The 13,288-nt window shown below is 71.3% G+C and carries 13 protein-coding genes and 1 riboswitch; of the genes, 5 read left to right on the top strand and 8 right to left on the bottom strand.

What is annotated here, in order from left to right; translation table 11 throughout:
* Position 1: 1 nt before the first annotated feature.
* Together FED44_RS22795 and pepN are read right to left on the bottom strand one after the other, a co-directional pair.
* The gene (locus FED44_RS22795; protein WP_138462136.1) at positions 2-544 is read right to left on the bottom strand and encodes a LemA family protein; all 543 of its coding nucleotides are present in this window, start codon (positions 542-544) and stop codon (positions 2-4) included.
* Positions 545-812: 268 nt separating this feature from the next.
* Entirely contained in the window at positions 813-3,377 is a 2,565-nt protein-coding gene (pepN, locus tag FED44_RS22790; protein WP_138461980.1) for an aminopeptidase N, read from the bottom strand.
* A 203-nt stretch (positions 3,378-3,580) separates the two neighbouring features.
* Here pepN and FED44_RS22785 point away from each other — a divergent pair, with 203 nt between their 5' ends.
* Entirely contained in the window at positions 3,581-4,987 is a 1,407-nt protein-coding gene (locus FED44_RS22785) for an aldehyde dehydrogenase family protein (RefSeq protein WP_138462135.1), read from the top strand.
* A gap of 12 nt (positions 4,988-4,999) precedes the next feature.
* On the opposite strand, the gene def is transcribed toward FED44_RS22785, so the two are convergent.
* On the bottom strand, positions 5,000-5,488 hold the full coding sequence (gene def / locus FED44_RS22780; protein WP_117409540.1) for a peptide deformylase: 489 nt from the start codon (positions 5,486-5,488) through the stop codon (positions 5,000-5,002).
* A 111-nt stretch (positions 5,489-5,599) separates the two neighbouring features.
* On the opposite strand from def, the gene FED44_RS22775 reads away from it, so the two are divergent.
* Positions 5,600-6,070, top strand: a complete 471-nt coding sequence (locus FED44_RS22775) for a ribose-5-phosphate isomerase (protein ID WP_117409541.1) — start codon at positions 5,600-5,602, stop codon at positions 6,068-6,070.
* A 96-nt stretch (positions 6,071-6,166) separates the two neighbouring features.
* Here FED44_RS22775 and FED44_RS35950 read toward each other — a convergent pair whose 3' ends face one another.
* Positions 6,167-6,331, bottom strand: a complete 165-nt coding sequence (locus FED44_RS35950; RefSeq protein ID WP_165900879.1) for a hypothetical protein — start codon at positions 6,329-6,331, stop codon at positions 6,167-6,169.
* A 195-nt stretch (positions 6,332-6,526) separates the two neighbouring features.
* On the opposite strand from FED44_RS35950, the gene FED44_RS22770 reads away from it, so the two are divergent.
* Complete coding sequence (locus FED44_RS22770) at positions 6,527-7,639, top strand: PP2C family protein-serine/threonine phosphatase (protein WP_117409727.1); 1,113 nt, start codon at positions 6,527-6,529, stop codon at positions 7,637-7,639.
* A 19-nt stretch (positions 7,640-7,658) separates the two neighbouring features.
* On the opposite strand, the gene FED44_RS22765 is transcribed toward FED44_RS22770, so the two are convergent.
* Positions 7,659-8,264, bottom strand: a complete 606-nt coding sequence (locus tag FED44_RS22765) for a response regulator transcription factor (protein ID WP_117409726.1) — start codon at positions 8,262-8,264, stop codon at positions 7,659-7,661.
* A 191-nt stretch (positions 8,265-8,455) separates the two neighbouring features.
* On the opposite strand from FED44_RS22765, the gene FED44_RS22760 reads away from it, so the two are divergent.
* Positions 8,456-9,760, top strand: coding sequence for a M50 family metallopeptidase (locus FED44_RS22760; RefSeq protein WP_117409725.1), 1,305 nt, complete (start codon positions 8,456-8,458; stop codon positions 9,758-9,760).
* A gap of 72 nt (positions 9,761-9,832) precedes the next feature.
* Here FED44_RS22760 and FED44_RS22755 read toward each other — a convergent pair whose 3' ends face one another.
* Entirely contained in the window at positions 9,833-10,342 is a 510-nt protein-coding gene (locus FED44_RS22755) for a DinB family protein (RefSeq protein WP_117409724.1), read from the bottom strand.
* Between the two features lie 222 nt (positions 10,343-10,564).
* On the opposite strand from FED44_RS22755, the gene FED44_RS22750 reads away from it, so the two are divergent.
* Complete coding sequence (locus FED44_RS22750; protein WP_117409723.1) at positions 10,565-10,993, top strand: hypothetical protein; 429 nt, start codon at positions 10,565-10,567, stop codon at positions 10,991-10,993.
* A gap of 56 nt (positions 10,994-11,049) precedes the next feature.
* Here the strand turns inward: FED44_RS22750 and FED44_RS22745 are convergent, their stop codons facing one another.
* Positions 11,050-11,961 (bottom strand): VldE C-terminal domain-containing protein, encoded by a 912-nt coding sequence (locus FED44_RS22745; protein ID WP_244302160.1) that lies wholly within the window; start codon positions 11,959-11,961, stop codon positions 11,050-11,052.
* A 34-nt stretch (positions 11,962-11,995) separates the two neighbouring features.
* Positions 11,996-12,134: riboswitch (cyclic di-AMP (ydaO/yuaA leader) on the bottom strand.
* A 72-nt stretch (positions 12,135-12,206) separates the two neighbouring features.
* Positions 12,207-13,265, bottom strand: coding sequence for a galactose-1-phosphate uridylyltransferase (galT, locus tag FED44_RS22740; protein ID WP_138461979.1), 1,059 nt, complete (start codon positions 13,263-13,265; stop codon positions 12,207-12,209).
* Positions 13,266-13,288 lie beyond the last annotated feature (23 nt).

The raw sequence follows: 13,288 nt of genomic DNA, 5'->3' as shown, positions 1-13,288 counted from the left end.
GTCAGAACCCGACCTGTACGGGTCCGCGCTCCTCGCCGGGAGCCCGGAAGTACTCACGGGGCGTGAAGCCGGTCATCCCCGCCACGATGTTGGCGGGGACCGTCTGGATCGCGTTGTTGTAGGTCAGCACGGCGTCGTTGTAGTACTGCCGCGAGTAGGCGATCCGGTTCTCGGTGGTGGCGAGCTCCTGCTGCAGTTCCGCGAAGTTGCCGCTCGCCTTGAGGGCGGGGTGGGCCTCCGCCACGGCGAACAGGCTCTTCAGCGCGCCGGACAGCATGTTCTCGGCCGCCGCCTGCTCCGCGGGGCCCTGGGCGCCGATCGCCCGGGAGCGGGCCGTGACCACGGCCTCCAGCGTGGCCCGCTCGTGGGCGGCGTAGCCCTTGACGGTCTCCACGAGGTTGGGGACGAGGTCGTGGCGGCGCTTGAGCTGCACGTCGATCTGCGCCCAGGCGTTGTCGACGGCGCCCCGGCCACGCACGAGGCGGTTGTAGAGGGAGACGAGCGTGGCGACGAGGACGGCCACGACGGCGAGGGTGACGATCATGGGGATCACGGGGGCCTCCTGCACGGACGACGATCCGTGGCCGCTCACCCGGTGAACGCCCGCCGCCGGCCGTACGCGTGCCGGTGGGGGCACGCCGTACGGCCGGAGCGGCGGGGCGCGGCGGAGGGGGCCCGCCGCGCCCGTGCCGGGTGAACGGCCCGGCCCCCTCATGTCACCCCGGTGGTCTTGCACGGGGCTTGCGCCCCGCTTTCACCCGGCACACCCGCCGGGCGACCGGATCAGGAAGGAAGGCGGGCGGGCCGCCCGGTCACGCGGAGGCGTCGCGGGCCTGGGCCCGCAGCGCCCGGCTGACGCCGTCGGCGCCCTCCAGGAGCAGGCGCCGCAGCGCGTGCGGCGGCTGCTGGGCGCTGATGAGGTCCTGCGTCCTCGCCACGGTCTCCGGGCGGATCAGCAGGGCCGGGTAGCACCCGACCGCGAAGTTCTGTGCCATGTCGGAGGTCCACTCGCTCCAGATCCGCCCGACCTCCTCGAAGTACCGGTCGCCGTACGGCTCCAGCAGCTCGGGGTGGTGCGGGTCCACGAAGCCGAGGATCGTGGAGCGCAGCAGGGCGCCGCTCAGCTCGCCCCCGACGATGGCCGCCCAGGACCGGGCCTTGGCCTCCGCGTCCGGGATCGCCGCCCGGGCGTTGGCGGCCGAGCGCTCGCCGGTCGCGGTGGCGTCGCGGACCAGCTCGGCGTCGATGTCGGCGGCGCCGAGGACCCCGCGGGACACCAGCCCGTGGATGAGCGTCCAGCGCAGGTCGGCGTCGACGGCCAGGCCCTCGGGCACCTCGGTGCCGTCCAGCACGCCCTTGAGGAACGCCAGGTCCTCCTCGGAGGTCGCGGTGGCGGCCAGGGCGTTGACGTAGGCGAGCTGGTGGTCCGAGCCCGGCTCCGCCGAGGTGACGAGACGGCGCAGCGCGGCGGAGAGCTCGCCCATGCCGGTCGCCCGCCACGCCGGGTCGGCGTACTGCTGCACGGCCTGGCGGGCCTGGCGCAGCACCGTCTGCACCACGGTGATGTCGCGCACCGAGTCGATGCCGGACACGACCAGCCGGACGTAGTCGCGGGTGGCCATCTCGGCGTCCCGGGTCATGTCCCAGGCGGCCGACCAGCACAGCGCGCGCGGCAGCGACTCGGTGAACGCGGTGATCCCGCCGTTCACGAGCGTCTGCAGCGACCGCTCGTCGAGCCGGATCTTCGCGTACGTGAGGTCGTCGTCGTTGATCAGCACGAGGTCGGGCCGCGTCTCGCCGACCAGCTCGGGCACGGCCGTGCGCGCCCCGACGATGTCGAGCTCGACCCGCCTGGTCCTGGCGAGCACGCCGTCCCGCAGGGAGTACAGGCCGATGGCGACGCGGTGCGAGCGCAGCGTCGGGTGCTCCGGCGTGGCCTCCTGCAGGACCTCGAAGCCGAGGAACCGGCCCTCGTCGTCGGTGGTGAACGACGGCCGCAGGGTGTTGACGCCGGAGGTCTCCAGCCACTCCTTCGACCAGGACGACAGGTCGCGGCCCGAGGTGCGCTCCAGCGCCGACAGCAGGTCCTGCAGGGTGGTGTTCTTCCAGGCGTGCTCGTTGAAGTAGTCGCGCACGCCGGCGAGGAAGTTGTCCAGCCCGACGTAGGCGACGAGCTGCTTGAGCACCGAGGCGCCCTTGGCGTACGTGATGCCGTCGAAGTTGACCTCGACGGCCTGCATGTCCGGGATGTCGGCCGCGATGGGGTGGGTGGAGGGGAGCTGGTCCTGCCGGTAGGCCCAGGACTTCTCCACGTTGGCGAACGTCGTCCACGCGCCCTGGCCCCAGCGGGTGGCCTCGGCCTGGCACAGCACCGACATGTAGGTGGCGAACGACTCGTTCAGCCACAGGTCGTCCCACCACCGCATGGTGACGAGGTCGCCGAACCACATGTGGGCCATCTCGTGCAGGATCGTCTCGGCCCGGCGCTCGATGATCGCGTCGGTGACCCGCGAGCGGAAGACGTAGTCCTCCAGGAACGTCACCGCGCCGGCGTTCTCCATCGCGCCCGCGTTGAACTCCGGCACGAAGAGCTGGTCGTACTTGCCGAACGGGTAGCGCAGGCCGAAAACGCGGTGGAAGAAGTCGAAGCCCTGCTTGGTGACCTCGAAGATGTTCTCCGGGTCGAGGTGCTCGGCCAGCGAGCGCCGCACGTAGACGCCGAGCGGGATGCCGTCGTGCTCGTCCCGCACGACCGCGTACGGCCCCGCGATGAGGGCCGTGATGTACGTCGACATGGGAGGCGTCGGCGGGAAGTGCCAGCGCTTGGCGGCCTGCAGCGTGCCGTGCCGCCCGCGGTGCTCCTCCAGGTCCTCGGCGGAGTCGGGGGCGCCGTTCGACACGACCTCCCACTCGGCGGGCGCGAGGACGGTGAGCTCGAAGGTCGCCTTGAGATCGGGCTGGTCGAAGCAGGCGTACATGCGGTGCGCGTCCGCCGTCTCGAACTGGCTGTGCAGGTAGATCTGCTGGTCGACCGGGTCGACGAAGCGGTGCAGCCCCTCGCCCGTCCGCATGTACGAGCAGTCGGCGTCGATGCGCAGTTCGTTGCGTTCGGCCAGGTCCGGCAGCGGGAATCGGCCCTTGTCCGCGTCGTAGGTCCGAACGTCGAGATCCCGGCCGTTCAGCACCACCTTCCGCACATGGGCCCCGTGCAGGTCGATGAACGTGCCCGCCCCCGGCCGGTCGGAGGTGAAATGGACCGTCGTGATGCTCTCGTACCGCTCCTCGCCCTCCGTCAGGTCGAGTTCGACCTGGTAGGACTGGACCGTGAGCAGCCGAGCACGCTCCCGAGCCTCGTCACGTGTCAGATTCCCTGCCACACCCACTCCTCATCGCATGATCAATCCCCCGGTTCCCCGTCGCCCCTTCGCGTACAGGGATGGATGAATCCTGCCACGTCACGGTCACAGGACGGATTCGACATCGCCCCTACCTTGAGAAGGAAGTTGTCCGACGGCCCTCTTGACAGGGGCCTTCCGGCCGGGGCTCGCGTTCTGACAGTCAAGGCGCGAGTATGAGGAACATGCGTCAGATCTACGTCGACGGCGGCTGGACGCCGTCCTCCTCGCGCGAGGCCGTCGAGGTCGTCAACCCGGCGACCGAGGAGATCGTGGACCGGGTGCCCGCGGGGTCGGCCGCCGACGTGGAGACCGCGGTCGCCGCCGCCCGTGCCGCCTTCCCGTCCTGGGCGGCGGCGGAGCCCGCCGAGCGCGCCGCGCTCCTCGGGACGGCGGCCGGGCTGCTCAGGGACCGCGCCCGGGAGATCGCCGCGACGATCGCCACCGACATGGGCGCGCCGCTGCCACTCGCGCTGAAGGTGCAGACGCTGATGCCCGCCGAGGTGCTGGCCTCCTACGCCGACCTCGCCAAGCGGTACGACTTCGACGGCGGGCGGGTGGGCAACTCGTTGATCGTCCGCGAGCCGGTCGGGGTGGTCGGCGCGATCACACCGTGGAACTACCCGCTCCACCAGGTCGTCTGCAAGGTGGCCCCGGCCCTGGCGGCCGGCTGCACGGTGGTGCTCAAGCCGAGCGAGGTCGCGCCGCTCGCGGCGTACGCGTTCGCGGACATCCTCCACGAGGTGGGCCTGCCGCCCGGCGTGTTCAACATGGTCAGCGGGCACGGCCCGGTGGTCGGAGAGGCGCTCGCCGCCCACCCCGGCGTGGACATGGTCTCCTTCACCGGCTCGACCAGGGCCGGGCGCAGGGTCGCCGCCCTCGCGGCCGGGACGGTCAAGCGGGTGGCCCTGGAGCTGGGCGGCAAGTCGGCGAACATCGTCCTCCCCGGCGCCGACCTGGAGAAGGCGGTGAAGAACGGGGTCGCCGGGGCCTACCTGAACTCCGGCCAGACCTGCTCGGCGCTGACCCGGATGCTCGTCCACTGGGACCAGTACGACGAGGCGGTCCGGCTGGCCGTGGAGGCGGCGGCGAAATACGTCCCGGGCGACCCGTTCGCCGAGGGCACCCGCCTCGGCCCGCTGGTGTCCGCGGCCCAGCGCGACCGGGTGGTCGGATACCTCAACCGGGGCCAGGAGGAGGGGGCCCGCCTCGTGCTCGGCGGGACCGGCAACCCCATGGGCCGCGGCTACTACGTCGAGCCCGCGGTCTTCGCCGGGGTGTCGCCCGGCATGGCCGTCGAGCAGGAGGAGATCTTCGGCCCGGTGCTGTCGATCATCCCCTTCGGCACGGAGGACGAGGCCGTCGAGATCGCCAACGGCACGCCGTACGGACTGTCGGGGGCGGTCTGGGCGGGCACCGAGGAGGAGGGGCTCGCGGTCGCCCGCCGCCTGCGCACGGGCCAGGTGGCGGTCAACGGGGGCCGGTTCAACCCCATGGCGCCCTTCGGCGGCTACAAGCAGTCGGGCGTCGGGCGCGAGATGGGGGAGTTCGGCCTGGAGGAGTTCCTGGAGACCAAGGCGATCCAGTTGTAAGGGGCGGCGGTCTCAGGGCGCCTGGAGGAGGATCTTGCGGCGCTCGTCCTTGCCCAGCCGGTCGACGTACAGCGTGCCCTCGAGGTGGTCGAACTCGTGCTGGAAGCACCGGGCGAGCATGCCCCGGGCCTTCACGGCCACGGGCCGGCCGAGCTTGTCGACCCCGCGCAGCGTGACTCCGGCGGCGCGGACGGTGGGGGCGTACAGCGGCTTGCCGGTCTCCTTGCCCGGCACCGACAGGCAGCCCTCCTCCTCGACGACCTCCCCGGGGTCGTCGATCGTCAGCTCCGGGTTGACCACGTGGCCCTTGCGGTTGCTGATGTCGTAGACGAACAGCCGCCGGCCCACCCCGATCTGCGGCCCGGCCAGTCCCACGCCGTCGGCCTGGTACATCACCGCGAACATCTCGTCGATCAGGCGGCGCAGCTCCCTGTCGAAGTCCGTCACGGGCTCCGCGGGGGTACGCAGGACGGGGTCGCCGACGTAGCGGATCTCGCGCATGACACTCCTGCTCCGGCATGAGGTGGTGTAAGAGCCACTGGCGGTGTTCGTCTATTACCTTAGTGGAGGCCGGGGTGACCTCCGCCAGAACTCGTCTGGGAAACTTGTCCCGTGCGTGTCTACATCGGTGCCGACCATGCCGGCTACGAGCTCAAGAACCACCTGGTCTCCTGGCTTAAGGAGCAGGGCCACGACGTGGAGGACTGCGGCCCCCACGTCTACGACGCGGAGGACGACTACCCGCCGTTCGTGCTGCGCGCCGCGCAGGGCGTGGTCGCCGCCGAGGGCAGCCTCGGGGTGGTGATCGGCGGCTCGGGGAACGGCGAGCAGATCGCCGCCAACAAGGTGCGCGGGGTGCGCGCCGCCCTCGCCTGGAACGAGGACACGGCCCGGCTCGCCCGCGAGCACAACGACGCCAACGTCATCAGCATCGGCGCGCGGATGCACACGCCGGAGGAGGCCGCCCGGTTCGTCGAGGTCTTCCTCGGCACGGCGTTCTCGGGCGCGGAGCGGCACGCCCGGCGGATCCGCCAGCTCGCCGAGTACGAGACGACCGGCGAGCTGCCGCCGCTGCCCGCCTGATCCGCCCGGCCGGAAGCCGCCGGGGCCGGAGCCGCCCGGCCCGGGACACCGGGCGGGCGGCCGGTGAGCGGGCCGGTCAGCGCCCCAGGGGCGGCGTCAGCGGCCGTCCCGGTCACGACCCCGGCGGGACTCCCGCCGGGGCGTCGTCTCGTCGCGCAGCGGCCGCCGCTCGGCGGTCTCCTGCTGCTCGGGGGTCGGCCGGGACACGTCGCGGGCCCGCATGGCCGTGATCGCGGTGATCTGCAAACTCTGCAGCGCCATACCGCGAGCGTACGCCCCGGGCCGTGGGCGTGCGATCGAACCGGCCGGACATCCGCACCGGACATCCGCACCGGGCGGCCGGCGGGTGGCCCGTGATCTTCGACGGGGGTAGGCTGTAAAGATCACGGGACACGACCCCGGCGTCGGTCAAGCGGGTGCCGCCACCTGGGATGTCCGGATACAGTCGAGGCCATCATGACTTCCCGTCCGGCGCCGCTGATCTCTCCACGGCTGCGCGCCATCCTGGCGCGCGTGCCGCTCTTGGTGCCGTCGGTCCGTTTTGTCAGGAAAGTATGGTCGAAGGACCAGTACCTCCTGATCGCCCTCGTCGCGGTCACCGTGGTCATCGGCGTGCTCGACGCGGAGGTCTCGGCGTACTGGTTCTCACCGTCGCTGCTGATCCTCGTGACGCTGATCGGCGGCCTCCAGCTCCGCCTGCGCAGCCTGGCCATCCTGCTGTGCGTGGTCGCGGCGTCCCTCGCCTACATGGGATCGACCAGGGGAGTGCTCGCCGTCGGGCCGGGCCTGCTGATCACGATGGGTTTCACCGCCGCGCTCGCGTGGACGATGGCGCGGACGCGGGGCAAGCTCGGCGTGCAGGGCCTGCGCGGCGACGCGATGCTGCTGGAGCTGCGCGACCGGCTCAAGCGGCAGAGCGAGCTGCCGCCGCTGCCCAAGGACTGGGGCGGCAAGGTCGTGCTCAAACAGGCCGGAGGGTCGTCGTTCGGCGGAGACTTCGTCGTCTCCATGCGCGAGGGCGACCGGGTCCAGCTCGCCGTCGTCGACGTGTCGGGCAAGGGCGTCGACGCCGGCACCCGCGCGCTCATGCTCTCCGGCACGTTCGGCGGGCTGCTCGGCTCGGTGGACGACTTCCTGGCCTCCTGCAACTCCTATCTCCACCGGCAGATCGGCGACGAGGGGTTCGTCACGGCCGTCCACCTGACGCTCGACCTGTCGACGGGGGAGTACACGATCACCTCCGCCGGGCACCCGCCGGTGGTCCGGTTCGACTCCGGGTCGGGCACCTGGCGGGTGTCCACGGCCAAGGGGGTCGTGCTCGGCGTCGTGCCCGACCTGGCCTGCGAGACCGACAGCGGCGTGCTGCGCAAGGGCGACGCGCTCATGCTGTTCACCGACGGGCTGATCGAGCAGCCCGGCCGGGACATCGACGCCGGGCTCGACCGGCTGCTGGGGGAGGCCGAGCGGCTGCTGCCCTCGGGCTTCCGGGACAAGGCGCGGCAGCTCGTGCAGGCCATGTCGTCCGGTCACAACGACGACTGCGCGCTCGTCCTCATCTGGCGTCCCTGAGGCCCGCCGGGAAAGGTCCCTACAACCAGCCGTAGTCGGTGGCGATGCGGACGGCGTCCACCCGGCTGCGCGCCCCGGTCTTCACCAGGACGCGCGACAGGTGGTTGCGTATCGTGCCGACGGACAGGCCCAGCTCGGCGGCGATCTCCTTCGAGCGCGCGCCCCCGGCCGCGAGGCGCAGCACCTCGTGCTCCCGGGGCGTGAGGGGGCACTCGGCGGCCTCCAGGGCCGCGACCGCGAGCTCGGAGTCGACGATCCGGCGCCCGGCGATGATCCGCCGTATCCCGTCGGCGAGCTGCTCGGGGCACACCTCGATGCTCAGGTAGCCGAGGGCCCCCGCCGTGAAGGCCCGCTTGAGGTGGCCGGGGTTCGGCTGGGCCGACAGCAGCATCACCCGGCATCTGGGCACCTTCTCGACGAGCCGCGCGGCCAGGCTCGGCCCGTCCGCCCCCGGCAGGTCCGCGTCGATGACGGCGGCGTCCGGCAGTACGTCGAGGGCGGCCGGCACGATGTCCTCGGCCGAACCGACGTCCGCGACCACCGTGAGGTCGCTCTCCCCTTCGAGAGAGGCGACCAGGCCTCGCCGTACCAACGGAAGGTGTTCGGCCACCAGGATCCGGATCAAGACGCTCCCCTCTGGACGGTCTCTCAAAGGGTGATCGACCCATTGCGTACTGTCAACGGAGTGTCCAGGTTCGGCCATGTATGGGCAACGCGCCGGTTCGCCGGAGCAGGTCTCTCCCTTGTTCCGGTGGGCTACTCTCGGAGGGTGCGACGACTGCCACGGCATCTTCTCCGACTCGGGGGTACGCGCTGATGAGCTGGCTCATCGTGGCCGGATTCGTGATCGTCTTCGTTGGTCTGCTGCTCTCCATCGCGCTGCACGAGATCGGGCACCTCGTCCCGGCCAAGCTGTTCGGCGTCCGCGTGACGCAGTACATGGTCGGCTTCGGGCCGACGCTGTGGTCGCGGCGGCGCGGCGAGACCGAGTACGGCGTGAAGTGGATCCCGCTGGGCGGCTACATCCGCATGGTCGGCATGCTCCCGCCGCGTCCCTCCGACGACCCCGGCAAGCTGCGCAGCGTCTCGACGGGCCCCTGGCAGGGCCTCATCGAGAACGCCAGAGCGGTCGCCTCGGAGGAGATCCGGCCGGGCGACGAGAACCGCGTCTTCTTCCGCAAGCCCTGGTGGCAGAAGGTCATCATCATGACCGGCGGGCCCGCGATGAACTTCGTGCTGGCGTTCGTGCTCTTCGCGGTCGTGATGATGGGCTTCGGCGTGCGGACGACGAAGCCGGTCGTCTCCTCGGTGTCCAAGTGCGCGATCCCGGCGGCCGAGGCCGCGCACCGGGACTGCGCGTCCGGCGACCCGCTGACGCCCGCGGCGAAGGCGGGACTGCGGCCGGGCGACCGGATCGTCGCCGTCGGCGGCACTCCGGTCGCCAGCTGGGAGGCGGCCACCCGGCAGATCCGGTCGCACGGCGCCGGGGCGACGACGCTCGGCATCGAGCGCGACGGCCGGACCACGACGGTGGACGTCGACCTGATCGCGCAGGACATGCCCTCGCAGACCGACCCCGACAAGGTGGACAGGAACGTCGGCTTCCTCGGCGTCAGCCCGACGATCGTCGTGGAGAAGCAGGGCCCCGGCTACGTCCTCGGGCAGATGTGGGACCTGACCAAGCGGACCGCCGCGGCCATGGTCAACATCCCCAAGAAGATGGTCGGCGTGTGGAACGCCGCGTTCTCGGGGGAGAAGCGCGACCCGAACGGGCCGATCGGCATCGTGGGCGCCGGCCGCATCGGCGGTGAGATCGCCGCGTCGGACATCCCCATCGACAGCAAGATCGAGGTGTTCATCAGCCTGCTGGCCGGGCTGAACCTCGCGGTCGGCATGTTCAACCTCGTCCCCCTGTTGCCGCTGGACGGCGGCCACATCGCCGGCGGCCTGTGGGAGGGCGTCAAGCGGGCCTTCGCCCGGGTGCGCCGGCGGCCCATGCCGGGCTACGTGGACGTCGCCAAGGCGCTCCCGCTGACGTACGTCATGGCGGCCCTGCTGGTCGTCATGGGCGGCCTTCTCATCTACGCCGACCTGGTGAACCCCGTCCGCATCTCGGGCTGAACGGGGCTGAACCGGGCTGAACGGTTGGGCCGGGCCGGGCGGGCCCGGCCCGGCGGGTGAGGGACCGGGTCCCTACTCGCCCGTCGCCCCGTCGATGCGCTCGCGCAGCAGGTCGGCGTGGCCGTTGTGCCGCGCGTACTCCTCGATCATGTGGACCATGATCCAGCGCAGTGAGTGGTGGACGCCCTGCCGGGCCGCCTTCGTCGTCGCGTCCAGATCGGCGCAGGCCGCCTCCGCCGCCCGCGCGTGCTCGATCTCCGCGCGCCAGGTGGCGAAGGCCTCCTCGGCGGACGCCGTGTCCACGTTGTCGAACTCGCCGTCCGGATCGTCGTCGGTGTAGTAGATGCCTTCGAGGTCCTCGCCGGCGAGCCGCCGCCGGAACCAGCTCCGCTCGACGTCGGCCATGTGCCGCACGATGCCGAGCAGCGACAGGGACGACGGCGGGACGGAGCGCAGCCGCAGCTGTTCCTCGGCGAGGCCCTCGCATTTCACGGCCAGCGTCTGGCGGTGGAAGTCGAGGAAGGCGCGCAGCATCTCGCGCTCGCCCGCGGCGAGCGGAGGATCGGTACGTGTGTCGGTCATCCGGACATCCTCCCCCTGGCCCCCGGGGCGCGACCACTTCATTTCCGCCCAGCTGGACGGCCTGCCTTTCAGGCGCAGGAGAGGGGGCGCGCTCTCGCGACCCGCTTGACTCGGGCGTAGGGGAATCTTTGCCCGTACTTGTCCAAACAGGAAGATCGAGTCAGAATCAGTTCAGCCTTCAACCATTTTGGTTGGAGGGTCGCTGCACGGATGAGGAGAGGCATGAAGCGCACGATCTCCGTTCTCGCCGTCGCCACCGGCGTCCTGGGCGCCACGCTCACCGGCGTCGGTCCCGCGTCCGCCTCCGCGGTCGACTGCTCCACGGGCGGGTACACCTACGCCCGGACCAGCTACGTCCCCACCAACGTCCAGCGGCCGTCGGTGGACGGCCGTAACTACAACATCGCCGGTCCGTCGGCGTACACGCACGAGGTCTGCCTCGACATCCCGGACACCGAGACGTTCACGATCGAGGTACAGATCCACTCCTCCGACGGGTCCACGACCGTGTTCGTGGACGACCGGCCCGGCGATAAGGTCTTCCGCTTCTCGCCCGGCGCCAACAGCTGGTGGCAGGTCTACGGCACGTTGACCGGGCCCGGCAGCACCTACCTCTACTACACCTGGAACGAGAAGCAGATCCCGGCCTGACGCGGAACGGGCCGGTCGCCTCGCTCGGCGAGGCCGCCGGCCCTCGAAGCTCCTGCTCAGTACATCGAGATGTGGACGTGGTCATAGTGGTTGGCGGTGACGCCGCCGCGGTCGGACATGGGGCGCCAGCCCGGGTGGCCGAGGTTGTAGATGCGCTGCTGCCAGATGACGTACATCACGCCGAGCTTCGGGCCGTTCTTGATGGCCCAGGCGGCCAAGCTGTCGCCGAGCGCCTTCATCTGGGCCGAGGGCATGGCGCCGCCCGAGCTCATCATGAAGTCGCAGGCGCGGCCGAGGGGGTGCTCACCGCTGTTCTCGGCCCGGTAGCAGCCGACAGGGAAGCTCAGATCGAAGTGGTCCTCCACCTCCGAGCGCATGAGCCGCATCCGGGGCGTGATGTTGTCCGCGCCCGCCGGCAGTTCGGGCGCCCACGACCCGCTGCCCCTCCGGCCCGGGGCGATCGGGACCAGACGGTCGATCTTGTCCTTGATGTCGTCGATGAGCTTCTCGGCCTCCCGGCGCCGACCGGCGACCTCCGCGGCCTGCGACTTCAGCGACGCGGTGAGCGCCCTCGCCGCCTCGGCGGCCTTCTGCCGTTCGGCGCGGACCTCGTCGACCCGCGCGAGTCTCGCGGCCTGTTCCTCCTTGAGCTGGTACGCCACCGCGGAGACGGTCAGGTTGGGCAGGACCCGCACGCTGTCGGTCTGGTACCGCAGCCCGACGAACTCCCGGACCTCGTCGAGGGTCGCCGTGTAGTCGGCCTCCGCCCTGCTCACGCGGGCGCGCGCCGCCGCCTCGTCGTCCCGCGCCCGGGCGAGCGCGACCCGCTTGGCGTTGTAGTCGGCGATGAGCCGGTCGACCTTCTTCTGCAGGCCGGCGAGCTGCTTCTTGAGCTGCCTCTCCGTCGGCTTGGGGGCGGCGGCGCCCCCGGCGGCCGTGCCGAGAACGAGGGCCGCGGCGGTCAACACACCGGCGGCCAGGGGGAACGCGCGGGGCAGAGCCCACTCCTCTCCATCTGCCGACCGGGTTAGCTGACGGGTGCGGGCTGGAGGAGCCCGGGCAGCGACGTGCCTTTACCCCAGAGGCGTGAACGGGTCCCCGGCTCCCGGGCGAGGCGCCCGGGATTAGGCGGCACCGGCTGTGACCGGTGGTGCCAGGGATACTAGTGGTAAAGAAATGGTGACTGCCACCCCAAGTCGCAACCGTACGGAGATCAGTCCGTTACCACCTCGCGCAGCATGCGGGCGGCCTCCTCCGGCAGCACGTCGTTGACGAAGGCGCCCATCGCCGACTCCGATCCGGCGAGGTACTTCAGCTTGTCCGCCGCCCGCCGGATCGTGAAGAGCTGGAGGTGCAGGTAGGCCAGATCCCGGCGGTAGGTGACCGGAGCCTGGTGCCAGGCCGCGACGTACGGCATGACGACGCCGAACAGGCCGTCCAGGCGGCGCAGCACGTCGATGTACAGCGGCGCGAAGGCGGCCCGCTCCTCCGCCGACAGCGCCGGGATGTCCGGCACCCGGCGGTGCGGGTAGAGGTGCACCTCGAAGGGGTACCGGGCGGCGGCCGGGACGAAGGCCGTCCAGTGCTCGTTGGCGGCCACGACGCGGGGCCCCTTCCGCTCGGCCGCCAGGACGTCCGCGAACAGGTTGCCGCCGCGGTGCCGGGCGGCGGTCTCCAGCATCTGCCGGGTACGCGGCGTGACGTACGGATAGGCGTAGATCTGCCCATGCGGGTGCGGCAGCGTGATGCCGATCTCGGCGCCGCGGTTCTCGAAGCAGAAGACCTGCTCCACGCCGGGCAGCGCGGACAGTTCGGCCGTGCGGTCGGCCCACGCCTCGACGACCAGCGCGGCCTGCTCGTCGCCGAGGGAGCTGAAGGAGGCGTCGTGGTCGGAGGTGAAGCAGACGACCTCGCAGCGCCCGGTCCCCGGCCGCACCTCGCTCAGCCCGCCCACCTGCTCGTACGCGCCGGTGTTGAAGCTGAACGACGGGAAGCGGTTCTCGAACACCGCCACCTCGTACGGCGAGGGGATCTCCGAGCCGGGATGCCCGGGGCAGAGCGGGCACTCCTGGGCGGATGGCAGGTGGGTGCGGGTCTGGCGGTGCCGGGCGACGGCCACCCACTCGTCCATGAGCGGGTCGTGACGCAACTCGGACGCGAGGGGGCGCGCGGGCAGATCCCGGGGGTCGGCCACGTCGTGGTCGGCGTCGTCGCGGCGGTCGAAATAGATCAGCTCCCGGCCGTCGGCCAGATGAGCGATGGTGCGCTTCACGGTGCGATCTCCAGCTTCACAGT

This window comes from Microbispora triticiradicis, from assembly GCF_005864065.1.
GTDB classification, from domain to species: Bacteria; Actinomycetota; Actinomycetes; order Streptosporangiales; family Streptosporangiaceae; genus Microbispora; species Microbispora triticiradicis.
Note: the sequence above shows the minus strand (reverse complement) of the source record. Positions and strands in the feature narration are given on the sequence as shown.

Excerpts from the sequence above, each read along its gene's own strand:
- FED44_RS22795 (WP_138462136.1), bottom strand. The coding sequence starts at position 544 with ATGATCGTCACCCTCGCCGTCGTGGCCGTCCTCGTCGCCACGCTCGTC.
- FED44_RS22785 (WP_138462135.1), top strand. The coding sequence starts at position 3,581 with ATGCGTCAGATCTACGTCGACGGCGGCTGGACGCCGTCCTCCTCGCGC.
- def (WP_117409540.1), bottom strand. The coding sequence starts at position 5,488 with ATGCGCGAGATCCGCTACGTCGGCGACCCCGTCCTGCGTACCCCCGCG.
- FED44_RS35950 (WP_165900879.1), bottom strand. The coding sequence starts at position 6,331 with ATGGCGCTGCAGAGTTTGCAGATCACCGCGATCACGGCCATGCGGGCC.
- FED44_RS22770 (WP_117409727.1), top strand. The coding sequence starts at position 6,527 with ATGACTTCCCGTCCGGCGCCGCTGATCTCTCCACGGCTGCGCGCCATC.
- FED44_RS22760 (WP_117409725.1), top strand. The coding sequence starts at position 8,456 with ATGAGCTGGCTCATCGTGGCCGGATTCGTGATCGTCTTCGTTGGTCTG.
- FED44_RS22755 (WP_117409724.1), bottom strand. The coding sequence starts at position 10,342 with ATGACCGACACACGTACCGATCCTCCGCTCGCCGCGGGCGAGCGCGAG.
- FED44_RS22750 (WP_117409723.1), top strand. The coding sequence starts at position 10,565 with ATGAAGCGCACGATCTCCGTTCTCGCCGTCGCCACCGGCGTCCTGGGC.